The 20,722-nt window shown below is 66.0% G+C and carries 16 protein-coding genes; 15 read left to right on the top strand and 1 reads right to left on the bottom strand.

Going from position 1 to position 20,722, the window contains the following annotated elements; genetic code table 11:
- The first annotated feature begins 130 nt into the window (after positions 1 to 130).
- Positions 131 to 1,378, top strand: coding sequence for an RNA polymerase sigma factor (locus BRAS3843_RS22850; RefSeq protein ID WP_008971433.1), 1,248 nt, complete (start codon positions 131 to 133; stop codon positions 1,376 to 1,378).
- A gap of 4 nt (positions 1,379 to 1,382) precedes the next feature.
- Here BRAS3843_RS22850 and BRAS3843_RS22855 read toward each other — a convergent pair whose 3' ends face one another.
- Positions 1,383 to 2,234, bottom strand: a complete 852-nt coding sequence (locus tag BRAS3843_RS22855) for an N-acetylmuramoyl-L-alanine amidase (RefSeq protein ID WP_035982510.1) — start codon at positions 2,232 to 2,234, stop codon at positions 1,383 to 1,385.
- 566 nt (positions 2,235 to 2,800) lie between these two features.
- Here BRAS3843_RS22855 and rsmH point away from each other — a divergent pair.
- From rsmH to ftsA, 14 genes are all read left to right on the top strand, one after another.
- The gene (gene rsmH / locus BRAS3843_RS22860) at positions 2,801 to 3,796 is read left to right on the top strand and encodes a 16S rRNA (cytosine(1402)-N(4))-methyltransferase RsmH (RefSeq protein WP_008971436.1); all 996 of its coding nucleotides are present in this window, start codon (positions 2,801 to 2,803) and stop codon (positions 3,794 to 3,796) included.
- 3 nt (positions 3,797 to 3,799) lie between these two features.
- Positions 3,800 to 4,192: a hypothetical protein gene (locus BRAS3843_RS22865; protein WP_008971437.1), complete on the top strand. Its 393-nt coding sequence runs from the start codon at positions 3,800 to 3,802 to the stop codon at positions 4,190 to 4,192.
- Positions 4,189 to 5,952: a penicillin-binding protein 2 gene (locus BRAS3843_RS22870; protein WP_008971438.1), complete on the top strand. Its 1,764-nt coding sequence runs from the start codon at positions 4,189 to 4,191 to the stop codon at positions 5,950 to 5,952. The genes BRAS3843_RS22865 and BRAS3843_RS22870 overlap by 4 nt, the downstream gene beginning before the upstream one ends.
- A 48-nt stretch (positions 5,953 to 6,000) precedes the next feature.
- On the top strand, positions 6,001 to 7,473 hold the full coding sequence (locus BRAS3843_RS22875) for a UDP-N-acetylmuramoyl-L-alanyl-D-glutamate--2,6-diaminopimelate ligase (protein WP_008971439.1): 1,473 nt from the start codon (positions 6,001 to 6,003) through the stop codon (positions 7,471 to 7,473).
- Positions 7,470 to 8,849, top strand: a complete 1,380-nt coding sequence (murF, locus tag BRAS3843_RS22880; RefSeq protein ID WP_008971440.1) for a UDP-N-acetylmuramoyl-tripeptide--D-alanyl-D-alanine ligase — start codon at positions 7,470 to 7,472, stop codon at positions 8,847 to 8,849. The genes BRAS3843_RS22875 and murF overlap by 4 nt, the downstream gene beginning before the upstream one ends.
- A gap of 202 nt (positions 8,850 to 9,051) precedes the next feature.
- A complete protein-coding gene (gene mraY / locus BRAS3843_RS22885) occupies positions 9,052 to 10,158 on the top strand; it encodes a phospho-N-acetylmuramoyl-pentapeptide-transferase (protein WP_008971441.1) in 1,107 nt (368 codons plus the stop codon).
- Between the two features lie 112 nt (positions 10,159 to 10,270).
- Positions 10,271 to 11,671, top strand: coding sequence for a UDP-N-acetylmuramoyl-L-alanine--D-glutamate ligase (murD, locus tag BRAS3843_RS22890; RefSeq protein WP_008971442.1), 1,401 nt, complete (start codon positions 10,271 to 10,273; stop codon positions 11,669 to 11,671).
- 245 nt (positions 11,672 to 11,916) lie between these two features.
- Entirely contained in the window at positions 11,917 to 13,062 is a 1,146-nt protein-coding gene (ftsW, locus tag BRAS3843_RS22895; protein WP_008971443.1) for a putative lipid II flippase FtsW, read from the top strand.
- Between the two features lie 97 nt (positions 13,063 to 13,159).
- Entirely contained in the window at positions 13,160 to 14,263 is a 1,104-nt protein-coding gene (gene murG, locus BRAS3843_RS22900) for an undecaprenyldiphospho-muramoylpentapeptide beta-N-acetylglucosaminyltransferase (protein WP_008971444.1), read from the top strand.
- 156 nt (positions 14,264 to 14,419) lie between these two features.
- A complete protein-coding gene (murC, locus tag BRAS3843_RS22905) occupies positions 14,420 to 15,823 on the top strand; it encodes a UDP-N-acetylmuramate--L-alanine ligase (RefSeq protein WP_008971445.1) in 1,404 nt (467 codons plus the stop codon).
- A 190-nt stretch (positions 15,824 to 16,013) separates the two neighbouring features.
- Entirely contained in the window at positions 16,014 to 16,937 is a 924-nt protein-coding gene (murB, locus tag BRAS3843_RS22910; RefSeq protein ID WP_008971446.1) for a UDP-N-acetylmuramate dehydrogenase, read from the top strand.
- 69 nt (positions 16,938 to 17,006) lie between these two features.
- A complete protein-coding gene (locus BRAS3843_RS22915; protein ID WP_008971447.1) occupies positions 17,007 to 17,993 on the top strand; it encodes a D-alanine--D-alanine ligase in 987 nt (328 codons plus the stop codon).
- Between the two features lie 319 nt (positions 17,994 to 18,312).
- The gene (locus BRAS3843_RS22920; protein WP_008971448.1) at positions 18,313 to 19,329 is read left to right on the top strand and encodes a cell division protein FtsQ/DivIB; all 1,017 of its coding nucleotides are present in this window, start codon (positions 18,313 to 18,315) and stop codon (positions 19,327 to 19,329) included.
- Complete coding sequence (gene ftsA / locus BRAS3843_RS22925; protein ID WP_008971449.1) at positions 19,326 to 20,645, top strand: cell division protein FtsA; 1,320 nt, start codon at positions 19,326 to 19,328, stop codon at positions 20,643 to 20,645. Before BRAS3843_RS22920 ends, ftsA begins: the two co-directional genes overlap by 4 nt.
- Positions 20,646 to 20,722 lie beyond the last annotated feature (77 nt).

Genomic DNA, 20,722 nt, shown 5'->3' on the forward strand with positions numbered 1-20,722 from the left:
GCTCTCTCCGTCGTCATTCCGGGCTGCGCTGTCAGGCGCAGGCCCGGAATCCATAGTCCCGATCGCGGTTATGGATTCCGGGCTCGTCCTTCGGACGCCCCGGAATGACGAATGCTGAAGGCGCACGCGCATGACTCCAGCCGCCATCGAACACATCTTCCGCGACGAGGCCGGCCGGGCGCTTGCAACCCTGATCCGTCTCGTCGGTGATTTCGATCTGGCCGAGGACGTGTTGCAGGATGCGTTCGCAGCGGCGCTGGAAAATTGGCGAGACGGCGGCTTGCCGCAAAATCCGCGGGCATGGCTGGTCAATGTCGGCCGCAACAAGGCCATCGATCGCATCCGCCGCCAGATCGCGTTTCGCGACAAGCAGCAGCAATTGGCGCACACGATCGAACTCAATGCGGCGGCCGACGAGGAAGCCGTTGATGACAGGCAGATCGATGACGACATGCTGCGATTGATCTTCACCTGCTGCCATCCGTCGTTCGCGCCTGAGGTTCAGGTCGCGCTTACCCTGCGCACGGTGTGCGGCCTGGCCACAGTGGAGGTCGCGCGCGCCTTCCTCGTCACCGAAGAGGCGATGGCGCAGCGGCTGGTGAGAGCCAAGCAGAAGATCCGGCTGGCCGGCATTCCCTACGAGGTGCCCGCCCGCGAAGCGCTCGAGGAGCGCGTCGGCGGCGTGCTCACCGTGATCTACCTTGTCTTCACGGAGGGATACCTTGCCACGTCCGGCGATGATTTGATGCGTCCGGACCTCGCGCATGAGGCGATCCGGCTCGCGCGCCTGCTTGATCGTCTGATGCCGGCAAGGGGAGAGATCAAGGGGCTGCTGGCGTTGATGCTCCTGCATGATGCGCGCCGGGCGGGCCGCGCAACGGCGTCAGGCGATATCGTGCTGCTGGAGGAACAGGACCGGAGCCTGTGGGATCGCGAGCAGATCGAGGAGGGGCTGCGGCTGGTCGACCAGGCCCTGCAGATCAAAGGCCGACCTCAGGCCTATGCGGTGCAGGCGGCGATTGCCGCCCTTCACGCCCGTGCGTCGAGCTACGAGGCGACGGACTGGCCGCAGATCGCGGGACTCTACGAAGTGTTGCTGCGCATCGCGCCATCGCCGGTGATCGAGCTCAATCACGCGGCTGCGATATCCATGGTCGATGGTCCGGCGCGGGCGCTGGCGCTGGTGGACGCGCTGGTCGCGCGCGGCGGACTGAAGGATTATGATTTGGTCCCGGCCGTCCGCGCCGACCTGTTGCGGCGCCTGGGCCGAAGGGAGGAGGCGCGCGAGGCCTATCTGGCCGCGTCCGAGGCGACGCAACTTGCGCCACTGAAGCGGCTCTATGCGCGCCGGCTCGCTGAGCTGAGCCAGACATACTAATTCCTCAGCGCGCGGCGGCCTCAGTAGTCGGCAGACTCGCCAGCAGCGCCCCGAGAGTGAGAAGCGTGGAATGATCGGCGATGCCATCGACGCGCGCGGGACGGAAATGGCGCTGGAACGCGGTCACCACCTCCATCGTCGTGCCGTCGAACTTGCCGCTGATCGGCACGCCGTAGCCATATTTGGCAAGCGCCTTCTGCATGTCGCGGACGTCGTCGCCGATGCTGCCGAGCTTCAACGACCTCCCGCTCTTGATCGGTGCCGGTTGCACCCAGTGCCCGACACCGGAATTGGCCAGTGAATGCCAGGGAAACTTCTCGCCCGGGTCCTTCTTGCGCGCCGGCGCAACGTCCGAATGGCCGAGCACACGGTGCGGCGGGATGGTCCGGCGCAGCATGATGCCACGACAGAGCGCGATCACGGCCGCGATCTGGCGCGACGGAAAATCGGGGTAGCCCCATTCATGCCCGCGATTGGCGATCTCGATCCCGATCGAGCAGGAGTTGATGTCCTCCTCGCCGGCCCAGGACGAGGTGCCGGCATGCCAGGCGCGCTTGGCTTCCGGCACGCTCTGGACGATACGGCCGTCTTCCAGGACGATATAATGCGCGGAGACGTCGCTGCCGGTGGTGCATAGCTTGGTGATCGCAGCTTCCACCTCGGGCATGCCGGTGTAGTGCAACAGGATCATATCGGGCTGGCGGTCGTTCTTGCGCTCGCCGCAATTCGGCGAGGGGATCACGTCGGAGGCGATCGAGGAATCCGGCGTGAACGGCGTCACGCCCTCGCTGTCCTTCGGAATCGGTAATGCACGCTGACGCTTCGAATCGGATTTGTCTGATGAAGGAGGCGGCATGGAACGACTCAAAGCGCGAAAACTGGACGACGGCCATAACTCAGATCGGACCACGCCTGCCACTATTCCTTTGCATGTCCTGCCCGCAATCGGAAATTGCATGTGTTAGCGTTGCATTGGCGTACCGTGTGTCGGCGGTCGGCAGGCGGTCGTGGGACATGAGGCCGGCTATTGGTTCCCCCAGGATGCCAAAAATCCGCCCGAGATCGTCAACCGTTTCTTAACGTTGACGGCCGTTACTCAGAGGTCAAGAGCCGGGCCGGGTCGAGGGTCGGCAAGCCGCAATGATTGACGTTCCTGCACGCGAAGGAAGGATAGTTCGAGGTGTGGGGGACACCCGATTCCGGGCGATGGGACCGCGTTCACGCGCGAAATCTCCGGGAATTGCCGTCGGCGAGCCCGGGATCGTCGCCAGCGTACCCGGAACGCTGCTCGGCTTGCGGCGCTGCCTGGCAGCTTGACGGATGGACTTGGCGCAAGGGACTTGGCGTAAGGATCGAGGGCGCGATGGACTCGCTGCCGACCACTGGCTGTTTGTCTCGCCGCTCCATGACCGGAGCCGGCTGATGAGCGCGGCTGGCCAGCGCCATGTCTCCGTTCTCGGGCCGGAAGCGGTGGCGATGCTGTCCCCCCGTGAGGGCGGCATCTATGTCGATGCCACCTTCGGCGCGGGCGGCTACAGCCGCCTGATTCTCTCGACCGCGGGAACCCGCCTGATAGGCATCGATCGCGACCGCACCGCCATTGCGGGCGGCTTTGCCATGGTCGACGCAGCGGCGGGTCGCCTGACCTTGGTGGAGGGGCGTTTCTCGGAACTTGCCGAGATCTGCGCCGCACAGGGGATTGAAGCCGTTGACGGCGTCGTGATGGATGTCGGCGTGTCCTCGATGCAGCTGGATCAGGCCGGGCGCGGTTTCTCCTTCCGGCTCGAGGGGCCGCTCGATATGCGCATGGGCCATGACGGGCCGACAGCGGCCGACGTCGTGGCGCACGCCTCCGAGCGCGGCCTCGCCGATGTCATCTACATTTTCGGTGAGGAGCGGCACTCACGCGCCGTGGCGCGCGCCATCGTCGCGGCGCGCAAGGAGCAGCCGATCACGACAACGCGGCAGCTCGCCGACATCGTCGGCCGCGTCGTGCGTTCGAAACCCGGTGACATCCATCCGGCGACGCGGACCTTCCAGGCGCTACGCATTCTGGTCAATGAAGAGCTGGACGAGCTGCAGTCTGCCTTGTCGGCGGCCGAGCGGATGCTGAAGCCGGGCGGACGGCTCGCCGTGGTTTCGTTTCATTCGCTGGAAGACCGCATCGTCAAGACCTTTCTCGCGGAGCGCAGCAAGACCGGCGGCGGCTCGCGGCACCTGCCGGAAATCGCGCAGTCTGCGCCGAGCTTTCAGCTGCTCACCCGCCGTCCGGTAACGCCCGACGAGGCCGAGATCGCCGCCAACCCGCGGGCGCGCTCGGCCAAGCTGCGCGCCGCCGAACGCACCCTTGCGCCCGCGCATGCGGCCACGGACCAGACGTCCTGGCCGCGGCTCGCCGACATCATGCGGGGAGGCTGACCCGTGCGGCTGATCCACCTCCTTGTCATCGGCGCGCTGATCTTTGCTGCGGCCTATGTCTATCGGATCAAGATGGACTCCACGGCGCGGGTCGAACGGGTGCTGCAGCTGCGCGCGGAAATTCGCGAGCAGCGCGAGGCGATCGCGGTGCTGCGCTCCGAATGGGCCAAGCTCGACGCGCCGCTTCGGTTGCAGGGGCTGGTCGAACGGCACCTGCCGCTCAAGCCGCTCAACGCCAACCAATACGACAATCTGAAGAATCTGCCGGAGCGGCCGCCGAGTTTTGCCCGCTCCGGCAGTCCCGACCCGATCGGTTCCATGATCGACGCCATCGATGCCGCCAAGCGGGACGACGCCGTAACCGGGTCGGTGCCTCAGCCGGAGGATCAGCAATGACCGGTCCAGCAAGCCGCGCTCTGGTGCCGCAGCCACCGGTCCGCAAGGAACCCTGGCACCAGCGGCTGGTGCGCACGCTGCTCTATGGCCGTAACGTCGACCGCGCGGCAAAGGCCCGCGCGCGCGTCGGGCTCGCCATGATCGCCTTCGCCGCGGTCTATGCCATCATCGGCGGGCGGCTGGTGATGTTCGCGCTCGGCGCTGACGGCCCGAGTGCGCGGCGCGCGGCGCAGCAGGACGCGATCGCTACCGCACGGCCCGATATCGTCGATCGCAACGGCGAGGTGCTGGCAACCGACGTCAAGACGCCGAGCCTGTTCGCCGAGCCGCGCCGCCTCATCGACAAGGACGAGGCGATCGAGCTTCTGACCGCCACCTTGCCTGATCTGGACAATGCCGAGGTCCGTGACCGGCTGTCGTCCAGGAAGGGCTTTGTCTGGCTGAAGCGCGAGATCTCGCCGCAGCAACAGCTCGATATCCATAAGCTCGGACTTCCCGGCGTCGGCTTCCTGCGCGAGAACAAGCGCGTCTATCCCACCGGCAACGAGGTCGCGCACCTGATCGGCCTGGTCAACATCGATAACCAGGGTATCGCCGGGATGGAGAAGTGGCTGGATAATCAGGGGCTCGCCGACCTGCATCGCGCGGGCTTCGCCACCGACCGCTTGCAGCGGCCGATCGAGCTGTCGGTCGATCTGCGCGTCGAGCACGCCCTGCGCGACGAGCTGCTCAAGGCCAAGGACAAGTTCCACGCCAAGGCGGCGTCCGGTCTGGTCGCCAACGTCAACACCGGCGAGATCATTGCGATGGTCTCGCTGCCGGATTTCGATCCGAACAGCCCGAAGGAGGCGCACGATCCCGATCGCATCAACCGCCTGACCACCGGCGTCTATGAGATGGGCTCGACCTTCAAGGCCTTCACGCTGGCGATGGCTCTCGACACCGGGAAATACGGCCTCGATTCGATGTGGGACGCGCGCGGGCCGCTGCACTACGGCAAGTTCGCGATCCATGATGACGAGCCGAAAGGCCGCTTCCTCAGCATGAAGGAGGTCTTCACCTTCTCCTCCAACGTCGGCGCGGCGCGCATCGCGCTGTCGCAAGGCGTGGAAGCCCACAAGGCGTTCCTGCGCAAGATGGGCCAGCTCGATCGTCTGCGGACTGAGCTGCCGGAGAGCGCATCGCCGATCGTGCCGCGACACTGGGGCGACCTCAACACGATCACGATCTCCTTCGGTCACGGCATTGCCGTGGCGCCACTGCAGGCCGTGATGGGCGTGAGCGCGCTTGCCAATGGCGGCCTCTTGATTCCGCCCACCTTCATGAAGCGGAGCGAAGAAGAGGCGAGGGCGATCGCCAAGCGCGTGATCAAGCCGGAGACCTCCGAGAAGATGCGCTATCTGATGCGGCTCAATGCCGAGATCGGCACCGCGCACCATGCCGACGTCAAGGGTTACTATATCGGGGGCAAGACCGGCACCGCGGAGAAGGTTATCAACGGCCGCTACGCCAAGAAGAAGGTGCTGACCGCCTTCACCGCGATCATCCCGGCCGACAAGCCGCGCTACCAGCTCCTGATCATGCTCGATGAGCCGCAGCCGCTGAAGGAGACCTACGGGTTCATCACCTCTGGCTGGAACGCGGTGCCGACCGCCGGCAACGTGATCTCGCGGATCGGGCCGTTGCTGGGGATCGAGCCGCGCTTCGACCTGCCGCCGTCCGACCGCCAAATTCTTGCGGCATCGCGACTGACGCAGTAAGCCTGACGCGAAGGCGCCGCAGGTTCCGCGGCGGCGCATGGGATGACGATGAAGCTTGGCGACCTCCTGCGCGACGACGCGCCGATCGATCCGCGCATCGCTGCGAACGATGTCACCGGGCTTGCCGTGGATAGCCGCGCGGTCAAGCCGGGCGATCTGTTCTTTGCGCTGGCCGGCGTCAAGACCGACGGCGCGCGCTTCATCGATGCTGCGATTGCGGCTGGCGCGGTCGCAGTTGCGGCCGAGCACGCGCCAGCCGGCGAGCTTGCCGTTCCCTTTGTTGCACTCTCCAATGCACGGCTTGCGCTGGCGCTCGCCGCGGCCCGTTTCTTTCCGCAGCAGCCGGCCACGATCGCCGCCGTCACAGGTACCAGCGGCAAGACGTCGGTTGCGGCCTTCACGCGGCAGATCTGGCAACGGCTCGGCCACAGCTCCGCGAGCATCGGCACCATCGGCCTCGTATCGGACAAGCGCACCGTCTATGGCTCGCTGACCACGCCGGATCCGATCGCGCTGCATCGCCAGCTCGACGAGATCGCGCGTGATGGCGTCACGCATCTCGCCTTTGAGGCGTCGTCCCACGGGCTCGATCAGTTTCGCCTCGACGGTGTGCGCGTCGCAGCCGGCGGCTTCACCAATCTGTCGCGCGATCATATGGACTACCATCCCGACGTCGCGCATTACCTCAACGCCAAGCTCCGTCTGTTCCGCGATCTGATTCCGCCCGGCGGCGCGGCAGTGATCTCCGCTGATCATGACTGCTCGCAGCAGGTCATCGATGCGGCCGCGGCGCGCGGACTGCGCGTGATGACGGTCGGCATCAGAGGTGACGGAGCAGGCGAGGGCATTCGGCTGGTCAGCGCGGCGGTCGAAGGTTTCGCACAAACGCTCGAGATCGAGCACCGCGGTCGGACGCGCGTCATCCGCCTGCCACTGGTTGGCGCGTTCCAGATCGAGAATGCGCTGGTTGCCGCCGGCCTTGCAATCGGCACCGGCAGCGATCCTGATGCCGTATTCGATGCGCTTGCCATGCTCGAAGGCGCCAAGGGCCGGCTCGAGCTGGTCGGCGAGCATAATGGCGCGCCGGTCTTCATCGACTATGCGCACAAGCCCGATGCGCTGGCAAAGGCGCTGCAGGCGCTGCGGCCCTATGCGAAGCGGCGACTGACCGTCGTGTTCGGTGCCGGTGGCGATCGCGATGCCGGCAAGCGGCCGTTGATGGGCGCGATCGCAGTCGAGAATGCCGACAGCGTCATCGTCACCGATGACAATCCGCGCAGCGAGGACCCGGCTGCGATCCGTGCGGCAATTTTGGCTACGGCCAAAGGCGCGCGTGAGATCGGCGATCGCGCCAAGGCGATCCGCTTGGCGGTCGAGCAACTCGAAGCCGGCGACGCGCTCGTGGTTGCCGGCAAGGGCCACGAGACCGGCCAGATCGTCGGCGACAAGGTTCTGCATTTCAGCGACCATGAAGCGGTGGCGGAAGCACTCGCCAAGGTACTTGCATCGAGGACGACATGACGAAAGCGCCATTGTGGACTGTCGCCGAGGTGGCGCGTGCGCTGAATCTGAGCGGCGAGTTTCCGCAAACGCCGATCAATTTCGTTACCCAGGACAGCCGTGCCGTGAAGCCCGGCAGCCTGTTCGTGGCCTTGAGCGGCACGCCGAGCGGCGGCTTCATCTCGAGCTTTGCCTCAAGCCGCGACGGTTGGGAGTTTGCCGCGAATGCGCAAGCGGCCGGCGCGGTGGCCATGATCGTGCCGCACGCCATCGACGGCATCAGCGTGCCGCAACTGATCGTGCCGGATACGCTCATCGACGGACTTTGGACGTTGGCCCGCGCCGCACGCGCGCGCTTCCAGGGCCCGGTGATCGGACTGACCGGCAGCGCCGGCAAGACCTCGACCAAGGAATTCATCGCCGCCTATCCGCACGCGTCCGCCAGTCCCTCCAGCTTCAACAATTTCTGGGGCGTGCCGCTGACGCTCTGCAACGCCGATCCGAGCGCGTCGGTGTGGGTGGTGGAGATGGGCATGAACCAGACGGGCGAGATCGCCCGGCTGACCGAGCTGACCCGGCCGACGGTCGCGCTGGTCGTCAATGTCAAGCCTGTGCATCTGGAGAAGCTCGGCAGCCTCGAGGCGATCCGTCAGGAAAAGGTCTCGATCGCGCGGGGCTTGCCTGACGACGGAATCCTGGCGCTGCCGGCAGAGCTCTCTGCGCCTGAATGGAACGGCCAGTCGCTGCGCTTCGGCGAAGGCGGCGAGGTGCGCGAGCTCACGCACACCCCGCGCGGCGAAAGCTGGGACGTCCGCGCCGAGGTATGCGGCCGCGGAATCGATTTCGCGTTGACGCCGGGTGCGCCGCACCGCGTGCAGAATGCGCTGGCTGCGCTCGCAGCCGTGCAATCTGCCGGCCTCGATCCAGCGCTGCTCGCCCCGGAGTTCGGTCATGTCGGCATCATGACCGGCCGCGGCGTCGAGCAGACCGCAGGCGGCGTGATTCTTATCGATGACAGCTTCAACGGCAATCCCGCGAGCATGGCCGCAGCGCTGGACAGTCTGCAGGCCCGTCCCGTCAGCGGACGGCGAATCGCCATCATCGGCGACATGCTGGAACTCGGCGCCGAAGCGCGGGCGTATCACGAGGGGCTCGCCGCGCATCTGGCTGGTATCGATGCGGTCTACTGCGTCGGCCCTTTGATGCGCCACCTGTTCGATCTGTTGCCGGAGGCAAAGCGGCTCGGCTGGCAGGACGATCCGGCGACGCTGGATGCCCAATCGGTTGCGGCGCTGCTGAAGCGGGATGACGTCGTCGTCGTCAAGGGCAGCAAGAAGATCTTCTGGGTGAACAAGTTCGTTCCGAGACTTGCCGCTGCATTGCAGGCCCACGCGTAGAATTGGGCGATATCGCGGCATCGCGAGCTGCTCTCTTCCCTCAGACCGGCGGGGCAGGTATGCCCGAGCGGGCCATAGCGGCTGAATGCGACGATTCGCACGCGGACCCCGATCGTGGTTAAAGGGGCGCCGACGTGGATTCGTGCGGGGAACACCGGGCGCTGACGGGCCCGGCCACGGCGGGACGGCACAGGCGGATTGTATGTTTTACTGGTTGATCGAGCTGAGCAACACGTTCCCCAGCCTCGGGATGTTCCGCACCGTCCTGAACGTCTTCCGCTATATCACTTTCCGCACCGGCGGGGCCGTGGTTACCGGCGCCCTGTTTGTGTTTCTGTTCGGTCCCTGGATCATCGACCACCTCAGGCTGCGGCAGGGCAAGGGCCAGCCGATCCGCACCGACGGTCCGCAATCGCACATCATTTCCAAGAAGGGCACGCCCACCATGGGCGGGTTGATGATCCTGTCGGGGCTCGTGGTCTCGACCGTGCTGTGGGCCAATCCGCTCAACCCTTATGTCTGGATCGTGCTCGCCGTCACGCTCGGCTTCGGCTTCGTCGGCTTCTATGACGATTACCTGAAGGTGACCAAGCAGTCGCATTCGGGCTTCGCCGGCCGCTTCCGCCTGTTGATCGAGGCGGCGATCGCGCTGGTCGCCTGCTATGCGCTGGTGCGGCTCGGTCGTGACCCGTCGTCGACCGGCCTTGCCATTCCGTTCTTCAAGGAGCTGGTCATCAAGTTCGGCTGGCTCTACGTGATCTTCGGCGCCTTCGTCATCGTGGGCGCCGGCAATGCCGTGAATCTCACCGATGGCCTCGACGGTCTCGCCATCGTGCCGGTGATGATCGCCTCGGCCAGCTTCGGCCTGATCGCCTATCTGGCCGGCAATGCCGTGTTCTCCGACTATCTGCAGATCCATTACGTCGCGGGTACCGGCGAACTGGCGGTGCTCTGCGGCGCGGTGCTGGGCGCCGGCCTCGGCTTCCTCTGGTTCAACGCGCCGCCGGCCTCGATCTTCATGGGCGATACCGGCTCGCTGGCGCTCGGCGGCATGTTGGGAGCGATCGCAATCGCGGTGAAGCACGAGATCGTGCTGGCGGTGATCGGCGGGCTGTTCGTGCTGGAGGCGGTGTCGGTGATCGTGCAGGTGGTCTCGTTCAAGCTGACCGGAAAGCGCGTGTTCAAGATGGCGCCGATCCATCATCATTTCGAGCAGCTCGGCTGGACCGAGCCGCAGATCGTGATCCGCTTCTGGATCATCTCGGTGATGCTCGCGCTCGCCGGCCTGTCCACGCTGAAGCTGCGCTGATGAACGCTACGATCTTGCAACGTCATTCCGGGGCGATGCGCCAGCATCGAACCCGGAATCTCGAGGTTCCGGGTTCGCGTTTCACGCGCCCCGGAACGACACGGGTTTGCTCATGATCCCCGTCACCTCCTTCGCCGGAAAAACGGTCGCGGTATTCGGCCTCGGCGGTTCGGGCCTCGCGTCCTGTCATGCGCTGCGCGCCGGCGGCGCCGAGGTGATCGCCGGCGACGACGGCGCCGACCGGCTGGCAGAGGCGGCGAAAGCCGGCTTCACCACCGCCGATCTGCGCACCGTCTCCTGGGCGAATTTCGCAGCCCTGGTGCTCGCACCCGGCGTGCCGCTGACGCATCCAGCACCGCATTGGAGCGTGCTCAAAGCGCGCGAGGCGGGCGTCGAGGTGATCGGCGATATCGAGCTGTTCTGCCGCGAGCGCAAGCGCCACGCGCCGGATGCGCCGTTTGTGGCGATCACCGGCACCAACGGCAAGTCGACCACGACCGCGCTGATCGCGCACCTGATGCGGGTCGCGGGTTTCGACACCCAGATGGGCGGCAATATCGGCACCGCGATCCTGTCGCTGGAGCCGCCGCGCATGGGGCGGGTGCACGTGATCGAGATGTCGTCCTATCAGATCGATCTGACGCCCTCGCTCGATCCGACCGTCGGCATCCTCATCAATGTCAGCGAGGATCATATTGACCGCCATGGCACGCTCGGCAACTACGCCGCCGTGAAGGAGCGGCTGGTCGCGGGCGTGCAGCCGCAGGGCACTGCGATCGTCGGCGTCGATGATGATTTCTCCCGCGCCACTGCGGATCGGCTCGATCGGACCGGCAAGCGCGTGGTCCGCATTTCCGTCAAGAACCCGCTGCCTGACGGCATCTATGTCGAGCACGAAACCATCGTGCGCGCGAGTGGCGGCGCGCGCAGCGAGATCGCCCGGATCGGCGGCATCGGCTCGCTGCGCGGCCTGCACAATGCGCAGAACGCCGCCTGCGCGGCCGCCTGCGCCCTTGCGCTGGGCGTGCGCGAGGACGTGCTGCAGCAGGGCCTGCGCAGCTTCCCTGGGCTTGCGCATCGCATGGAGCAGGTCGGGCGTGTGGAGAACGTGCTGTTCGTCAACGACTCCAAGGGCACCAATGCCGATGCGGCCGCCCACGCGCTGTCGTCCTTTGCCGATATCTTCTGGATCGCCGGCGGCAAGCCGAAAGCCGGCGGCATCACCAGCCTGACCTCCTTCTTCCCGCGCATCCGCAAAGCCTATCTGATCGGGGAGGCGGCGGCGGAGTTCGCACAGACCCTCGGCGATCAGGTGCCGCATGAGATGTCGGGCACGCTCGATGTCGCGGTGGCCCAGGCGGCTGCGGACGCCGAAGCCTCCGGCCTCAAGGACGCGGTGGTGCTGCTGTCGCCCGCCTGCGCCTCGTTCGATCAATATCGCAATTTCGAAATCCGCGGCGCCAAGTTCCGCGAGCTGGTCCAGGCGCTGCCTGGCGTGACGCCGGTGGTGTGAGGCCGCCACACCAACGCACTCCGCTCACCCACACTCATATCGTCACCCGCGAAGGCGGATGACCCAGTATTCACGAGCAGTCGTGTTCGATCGCCATGTCTCGGCGTACTGGATCCTCCGCTTTCGCGGAGGATGACGGGTCTTTTCGGGGCGTTGGCCGACGTCAAATTCGCCGTTCGTCCTTAACCCTTCGATAACCATCATCGGCGACCAATGGGAGTTGCCTTTGGCCGAAGGGACCAGCCATGCTCTCCCGTGAAGAACGCAATCCGCTATCCGACTGGTGGTGGACGGTGGACCGCCCGCTGCTTGGTGCCATCATCGGATTGATGTTGTGCGGGGTCATCCTGTCGCTGGCGGCAAGTCCGCCGGTGGCGACCCGCATCGGGCTCGATGCGTTCCACTTCTTCAATCGCCACGTCTTGTTCCTGCTGCCGTCCTTCGTCGTGCTGATCGGCGTCTCCTTCCTGTCGCCGCGGCAGATCCGCCGCAGCGCCGTGGTGATCCTGTTTATTAGCCTCGCCCTAATCGTGGTGACGCTCGCGATCGGGCCTGAGGTGAAGGGCTCGCGGCGCTGGATCACGCTGCTCGGCGTCAACATCCAGGCTTCCGAAATGGCAAAGCCGGCCTTCGTGGTGGTCGCGGCTTGGCTGTTCTCGGAGTCGGCGCGCCGGCCCGACATGCCCGCGACCTCGATGGCGCTGGTGCTGCTGCTGACGCTGGTCTCGCTGCTGGTGATGGAACCGGATTTCGGCCAGACCATGCTGATCCTGATGGTCTGGGGCGCGCTGTTCTTCATCGCGGGCATGCGGATGATCTGGGTGGCCGGCCTTGCCGGCGCGGCCGCCGCCGGCCTGTTCGGCGCCTATCTGTTCGTGCCGCACGTCGCCGGCCGTATCAAGCGCTTCATGAACCCGGCCTCGGGCGACACCTTCCAGGTCGACACCGCCATGGAAGCCTTTTCCAACGGCGGCTGGTTCGGGCTCGGGCCGGGCGAGGGAATCGCCAAGCGCAGCCTGCCCGACAGCCATACGGACTTCGTGTTCGCGGTCGCAGCCGAAGAATTCGGTATCGTCCTGTGCCTCGCGCTGGTGGCGCTCTTCGCCTTCATCGTCATCCGCACGCTGTCGCGCGCCTACGCGACCGAGGATGGCTTTGCTCGCTTTGGCGCCTCCGGGCTTGCGATCCTGATGGGCGTGCAGGCCGCGATCAACATTTCGGTCAATCTGCAACTGATTCCTGCCAAAGGCATGACGTTGCCGTTCATCTCCTATGGCGGGTCGTCGATGGTGTCGCTGGCCTATGGCGTCGGCATGATGCTGGCGTTGACCCGGCAGCGGCCGCGCATGGAGATCACGGATGCGGCGGGCGGCGTTCGCAGCTACGCGTGAGTGTTCACCTTCGGAGCGGAGCCTGTCCTCGGGCTCGCCGAAGGCGAGACCCGGGGACTCCTCGCAATAATGGCGGTTTGTCTGTAAACAGGCGCGCATGAACGATACTGCGCCTCTCATCCTGCTCGCTGCCGGCGGCACCGGCGGCCATCTGTTTCCGGCCGAAGCGCTCGGCGTCGAATTGATCAAGCGCGGCTTCCGTGTGCGCCTGGTCACCGATGCCCGCGCGCTGCACTACAGCGGCCTGTTCACCAAGGACATGATCGATGTGGTGCCGAGCGAGACGATGCGTGGCCGCTCGCCGATTGCGCTGGCGCGCACTGCGGTGACGCTCGGAGCCGGTACGATTGCCGCATTCAACCTGATGCGTCGCCTCAAGCCTGCGGCCGTGGTCGGCTTCGGCGGTTATCCGACCGTGCCGCCGCTGGTCGCGGCGCGGCTCGCCGGCGTGCCCGGCATCATCCATGACGCCAATGCGGTGCTCGGCCGCGCCAACCGCTTTCTGTCGTCGCGGGTGAAGGCGATCGCGACCTCGCTGCCCGGCGTGCTCGACCGTGATCCCGCGCTCGCCGGCAAGGCCACCACAGTCGGGACGCCGATGCGTCCGGCGATTCTGGAGGCTGCGGCGGTGCCCTACGTCCCGCCGGCCTCGTCAGGACCATTCCGGCTGCTCGTGACCGGCGGCAGCCAGGGTGCCCGGGTCATGAGCGATGTGGTGCCCGGCGCGATCGAGCGGCTGGAGCCGGCACTATGGGGCCGCCTAGTGCTGACCCAGCAGGTCCGCCAGGAGGACATGGCGCGGGTGCGCGCGGTCTACGATCGGCTCAAGATCAATGCCGAGCTCGCGCCGTTCTTCACCGATCTGCCGGCGCGGCTCGCGGCCAATCACCTCGTCATCTCGCGCTCCGGCGCAGGTACGGTAGCGGAACTGGCGGCGATCGGCCGGCCCTCGATCCTGGTGCCGCTGCCGGGCGCGATCGATCAGGACCAGTTCGCCAATGCCGGCGTGCTGTCACAGGTGAACGGCGCGATCCGGATCGTGCAGGGTGACTTCACGCCCGCTCGGCTCGCCTCGGAGATCTCGGCGCTGGCGGCCGAGCCGGGGCGGCTGGCAGCAATGGCGGAGGCCGCCCGCGCGGTCGGCCGGCTCGATGCCGCCGAGCGGCTGGCCGATCTGGTGGTCAAAACCGCCGGAATTTAGGCCCGCAGCACTGAAATATCCCCTTGTCATGCCCTGCACAGGCGGGGCATCCAGTACCCGGAGCGGCCTGATTTGCGCGTGAGCAGGGGAGCCGCGGAATACTGATCGCCCGCCTGTGCGCGCGATGATGCAAGGACTTGGACAAGGACTTGGACCATGAGACTGCCGCGCGAGATCGGACCCATCCACTTCGTCGGGATCGGCGGCATCGGCATGAGCGGCATCGCCGAGGTGCTCTGCAATCTCGGCTATACGGTGCAGGGCTCCGATGCCGCCGACAATGCCAATGTCGGGCGGCTTCGCGAGAAAGGCATCGCCGTCAGCGTCGGCCACAAGGCCGAGAACGTGGCGGGCGCCGATGTGGTCGTGGTCTCGACCGCGATCAAGCGCGACAATCCGGAATTGATGGCCGCGCGCGCGCAACGCATTCCGGTGGTGCGGCGCGCCGAGATGCTGGCGGAATTGATGCGGCTGAAGAGCTGCGTCGCGATCGCCGGCACCCATGGCAAGACCACCACGACCTCAATGGTGGCCGCACTGCTCGATGCCGGCGGCCTTGATCCGACGGTGATCAATGGCGGCATCATCAATGCCTACGGCACCAACGCGCGGCTTGGCGCCGGCGACTGGATGGTGGTCGAGGCCGACGAGAGCGACGGCACCTTCCTGAAGCTGCCGGCGGATGTCGCGATCGTCACCAATGTCGACCCCGAGCATCTCGATCACTTCAAGACGTTCGACGCTGTGCAGGAGGCGTTCCGCGCCTTCGTCGAGAACGTCCCGTTCTATGGCTTCGCCGTGATGTGCATCGATCATCCGGTGGTCCAGACCCTGGTCGGCAAGATCGAGGACCGCCGCATCATAACCTATGGCCAGAACCCGCAGGCCGATGCGCGGCTGCTCGATCTGAGGCCCGAGGGCGGCGGCTCGCGTTTCACCGTCATCTTCCGCGATCGCAAGACCGGCGCCACCCACGCAATCCCCGACATCGTGCTGCCGATGCCCGGCCGCCACAACGCCTCGAACGCCACGGCCGCCATCGCGGTCGCGCATCAGCTCGGGATTTCGGACGATGCGATCCGCAAGGCGATCGCAGGCTTCGGTGGCGTCAAGCGCCGCTTCACCCGCACCGGAGAATGGAACGGGATCACCGTGATCGACGATTACGGCCACCACCCGGTGGAGATCGCGGCCGTGCTCAAGGCCGCGCGCGAATCCACCAACGGCCGGATCATCGCGGTCGTGCAGCCGCATCGCTACACCCGCCTGCAGTCGCTGTTCGAGGAATTCTGCACCTGCTTCAACGATGCCGACGCCGTTGTCGTCGCCGAGGTCTACGCAGCCGGCGAGGCGCCGATCGAGGGCATCGATCGCGATCATTTCGTGCTGGGCCTGCGCACCCATGGTCATCGCGAAGTGGTGCCGCTGCCGAAGGCCGCCGATCTCGCCGGTATCATCAAGAGTCTCGCCAAGCCTGGCGATCTCGTCGTCTGTCTCGGCGCGGGCAACATCACCCAGTGGGCCTATGCGCTACCGAACGAATTGAAGGCACTGGGGTGAGTATGGACGTGGTGATCTCGGACATCGCGGCAGGGCATGCCCTGTTCTCTCCCCCCTTGTGGGGGAGAGTTAGAGAGGGGGGTACCACGCGCGCTGGTGCTTGTGGCTCACCCCCCTCCCTGAAGAGGGGAGGGAACGTAGAAAGCGCGTCGACCCTGACCGTAGCTCGGCACCAACTGCGAGACGCGTCTTGACCTTCCCCGACATCACGCCCGAGTTGAAAGTCGCGATGCCTGGCTTGCGCGGGCGGCTGCTCGCCAACGAGCCGTTGGCGCCGCTCACCTGGTTTCGTGTCGGCGGTCCGGCGCAAGCTTTGTTCACGCCGGCCGATGCCGATGACCTCGCCTATTTCCTCAAGCATCTTCCCAGCGCGCTGCCGATCTACGTGATCGGCGTCGGCTCCAACCTGATCGTGCGCGATGGCGGCGTTCCGGGCGTGGTGATTCGGCTCGCGCCGCGCGGCTTCGGCGAGGTCTCAGCGGCGGACGACATCGTCACCGCCGGCACCGCGGCGCTCGACAAGCGCGTAGCCGAGGTGGCCGCGAGCGCCAACCTGTCCGGCCTCGAATTCCTGTTCGGGATTCCCGGCACAATCGGCGGGGCGCTGCGCATGAATGCCGGCGCCAACGGCGGCGAGACCAAGGACGTTCTGGTCGAGGCAACGGCGATCGACCGGCAAGGCAACACCCATCGCTTCAGCAATGCCGAGATGAAGTTCACCTATCGCGCGAGCGGCACAGACCCCGCGCTGATCTTCACCTCGGCGCGCTTTCGCGGCAGGCCTTCGGCGCCGGAAGCGATCCGGGCGCGGATGGCCGAGGTGCAGGCGCATCGTGAGACGGCGCAGCCGATCCGCGAGAAAACGGGCGGCTCGACGTTCAAGAATCCCCCCGGCCACAGCGCCTGGAAGCTGATCGACGCCGCCGGTTGTCGCGGCCTGAAGCTCGGCGGTGCGCAGGTCTCCGAGATGCACTGCAACTTCCTGATCAACACCGGGCAGACCACCGGTCACGACATCGAGGCGCTCGGTGAAACCGTGCGCGAACGGGTCAAGGCGTCCTCCGGAATTGAACTGCAGTGGGAGATCAAACGCATTGGACTCGACGCGAGCTAATTCGTGCATTTCGTCAGCCGTTGCGGCCAAGCGGCGGCGGCAAGGTGAGATCAACCCGAGAACGTATTGATGCGCATCACGATTCTGTTCGGCGGCTCCAACAAGGAACGGCTCGTCTCGGTGGCGAGCGCGCAGGCGCTGCAGGCCGCGCTCCCTGAAGCCGATCTTTGGTTCTGGGAGGCTGACGACACGGTTCATGAGGCGAGCGGCAAGGCCCTGACGTCCCACGCTAGCCCGTTCGAGCAGCCGTTCAAGGCGGACGGCAACATGCTCGGCGGGCTCGCCGAAGCGTTGGATCGCGCCAAGGCCGAAGCGCGCGTCCTGGTGCTCGGCCTGCACGGGGGACGCGCCGAGAACGGCGAGCTTCAGGTGATGTGCGAGATGCGCGGCGTTCCGTTCACCGGCTCGGGCTCTGCGTCGTCGCATCTCGCCTTCGACAAGATCGCAGCCAAGCGTTTCGCCGTGCTCGGTGGCGTCCGTGCGGTCGAAGGCGTGGCGCTGGAGGAAATGGAAGCTGCGCTTGCGCGATATGGAAAGTTGATCGCCAAGCCGGTGAAGGACGGGTCGAGCTACGGACTCATCTTCGTCAATGCCAAGCAGGATCTGGTCGCAATCCGCAGCGCGGCCGAGAGCGAGGACTATCTGGTCGAGCCGTTCGTCAGCGGCACTGAGGCGACCTGCGCCGTGCTCGAGCAGCTCGACGGCTCGCTGATCGCATTGCCGCCGATCGAGATCGTGCCGGCCGAGGGCGCCTTCAACTATTTTGCGAAATATCTCGCCAAGACCACGCAGGAGATTTGTCCCGGCCGCTTCAGCCCCGAGGTCACGGCGGCGGTCCAGACCGAGGCCGTCAAGGCGCATCGGGCATTGTCCTGTGGCGGCTATTCGCGCAGCGACTTCATCATCTCGGCCGATGGTCCGGTTTATCTCGAGACCAACACCTTGCCGGGACTGACCGCGGCTTCGCTCTATCCCAAGGCGCTCAAGGCCCACGGCACCGCCTTCGTTGACTTCCTGCATCAACAGATCGCGCTCGCTGAGCGGCGTATTCGTTAACAAGGGACGTCATATCGCCCGCGAGTTCCCGTCCGGGTTCCCTGGGGCAAAGTTCCCAGAATCCGTAAAATCCTTAAGAATCCGGCTCAAGGTGCTCATAAATCGGCGAAAAAAATGGCCTCACCGGACCGGCTTTACCTTTTGTTTACCAGGACGTCCGAAGGTTAACGCTGGCGACCCAGCGGTGCTCGGCCGCCGGCCCGCGCTGTCGTGACGATCCGCTTCCCGCGAATCCACGTCAGCGCGCCGGTCGGTTCGAGCGGCCGAGGGGAGCGGTCCGCAACGTATCTGCGGGCGCAACAGTTGATGAGCTCGTGCAATGGATGGTGCAGGACGCCTCGCTCACTCGCAGAGGCCTCAAGCTGACCTGAGAGCCGCGGCCCTTGGCGCGGCGATCTTGCTGCGCGAGTATCTGTCTGCGCGATTCGTTCGCGCCAGATCGGCGCGTGCCGCAAAGCAGGTCAGACGCATCGCACTCCAGCCGCTTGTCGAGCGCGAGGCGCCGCCGCGCATCGTGGAGTGGGTGGAGCGCTATCTGCCGCGGCGCCTGGGACCGGCCATGACCGTGTTGCTGCTGTTCGGCAGCATCTGGCTCGGCGTCGTCAAGGGCGGCCATGTCGAGGAGTTCAGCACCGCGTTCAGCGATGCGCGCAACGCGCTGGCCAATTCGGTCGGCTTCCGCATCACGGCTCTCGCCATCAACGGCCGCAAGCAATTGACCCAGGATGAAGTGCTGGCGATCGGCGGCGTCACCGGCCGCTCGTCGCTGTTGTTCCTCGATGCCGCCGCCGTGCGCGACCGGCTCAAGGCCAATCCCTGGATCGCCGACGCGACCGTGCAGAAGTTCTTTCCCAACCAGCTCCGGATCGACATCGTCGAGCGCCAGGCCTTCGCCTTGTGGCAGGAGAACGGGCGACTGTCCGTCATCGCCGACGACGGCGCGGTGCTCGAGCCTTATGTATCGCACCGTTTCCTGACCCTACCGCTGGTGGTCGGCAAGGGCGCGGAGAGCAGGGCGCGTGATTTCCTGGCGCTGCTGGCGCGCTATCCGCAGGTGCGTGCCGTGACCAAGGCGGCCGTCTTCGTCGGCGAGCGCCGCTGGAACCTGCGGACCAAGGATGGGCTCGACATCCGCCTGCCGGAACACGACGTGGGCAACGCGCTGGCCGAACTGTCGCAACTCGATCAGGAGGATCATCTGTTCTCCCGCGACATCGTCGCAATCGACATGCGCCTGCCGGACCGGCTCGTGGTGCAACTCTCCGACGACGCGGCGAAGGCGCGCGAGGACCTGTTCAAGGACAAGAAACCCAAGAAAAAGGCCGGTGACGCATGACCGGCTTTGATCGCCAGACTCCCAAGACCCGGCCGATGTCGCAGAAGCGCACTGCGCTGGTGGCCTCGCTCGACGTCGGCACCAGCAAGGTCGCCTGCATGATCGCGCGGCTGAAGCCGGCGCCGCCGAGCGACGCCTTGCGCGGCCGCAGTCACGCCATCGAGCTGATCGGCTACAGCCAGATCCAGTCGCGCGGGGTCAAGGCCGGCGCGGTGGTCGATCCCGTCGCCTGCGAGCAGGTGGTGCGCCAGGCGGTGGCGCTCGCCGAGCGCATGGCGAAGGTGCGGGTGGAGTCCGTGCTTCTCCCGGTGGCCGGCGGCCGCGTGATGGGTCACCTGATCGAGGCGACGTCGGATATCCGCAGCGGGGCGGTCACCCCGGCCGATGTCAGCCGCGTCACCTCGACCGGCATGCATCACGCCACCGGCGAAGGCCGCGCCGTGCTCCATGCGCTTCCCGTCGGCTACACATTGGATGGCGTCAAAGGCATCCGCGACCCGCGCGGAATGCTGGCCCGCCAGTTCGGCGTCGACATGAACGTCGTGACCACCGACGCCACGGTTGCCAGGAACCTGATGCTGGTGGTCGAGCGCTGCCACCTCAATGTCGAGGCCATGGCCGCGAGCCCGTATGTTGCCGGATTGTCGGTCCTGACCGATGACGAGGCCGATCTCGGCGCCGCCGTCGTCGAGATGGGTGCGGGCACTACGACGATCGCGATCTATTCCGGCGGCCGCTTCATCCATGCGAGCGGATTTGCGCTCGGCGGGCATCACGTGACCATGGATCTTGCGCGCGGATTATCGGCGTGCATTGCGGATGCCGAGCGAATCAAGACGTTATATGGCACGGTGCTGACCGGCGGGTCCGACGCGCGTGAGTTGATGTCCGTTCCGACGGCAGGGGACAATGAGCGGGATCTCCCGCAAATCGTCTCCCGCGCCACCATCGCGAACATAGTCAGGCACCGCGCTGAGGAGATTTTTGAGATGGTCCGCGACCGGCTGAAGGATTCTCCCTTTGCGGCAGAACCCAAAGCGCGCGTCGTCCTGAGCGGAGGGGCTTCGCAGCTGACCGGCCTTGTCGAGCTTGGCACCCGGATCCTCGGCCGCCCCGTGCGGGTCGGTCGTCCGCTCGGCTTCGGCCGGCTGCCGAACGAAGCCAAGAACGCCGCCTTCGCGGTTCCAACCGGGCTTCTGGTCTATCCGCAATACGCGCATCTCGAACACGTCGAACCGCGGCATACGCGGCAGCAGGCAACAGGGACCGACGGCTATTTCGGAAAGGTCGGACGATGGCTACGCGAGGGCTTCTGATGAATCATTTCCGCCCCAAAGACATTCCCATGCGATTTTCACCAACACCCGCGGCCACCGGCCGTGGCGAACCCACG

The sequence above is a fragment of the Bradyrhizobium sp. STM 3843 genome (assembly GCF_000239815.1).
In the GTDB taxonomy this organism is placed as follows: domain Bacteria; phylum Pseudomonadota; class Alphaproteobacteria; order Rhizobiales; family Xanthobacteraceae; genus Bradyrhizobium.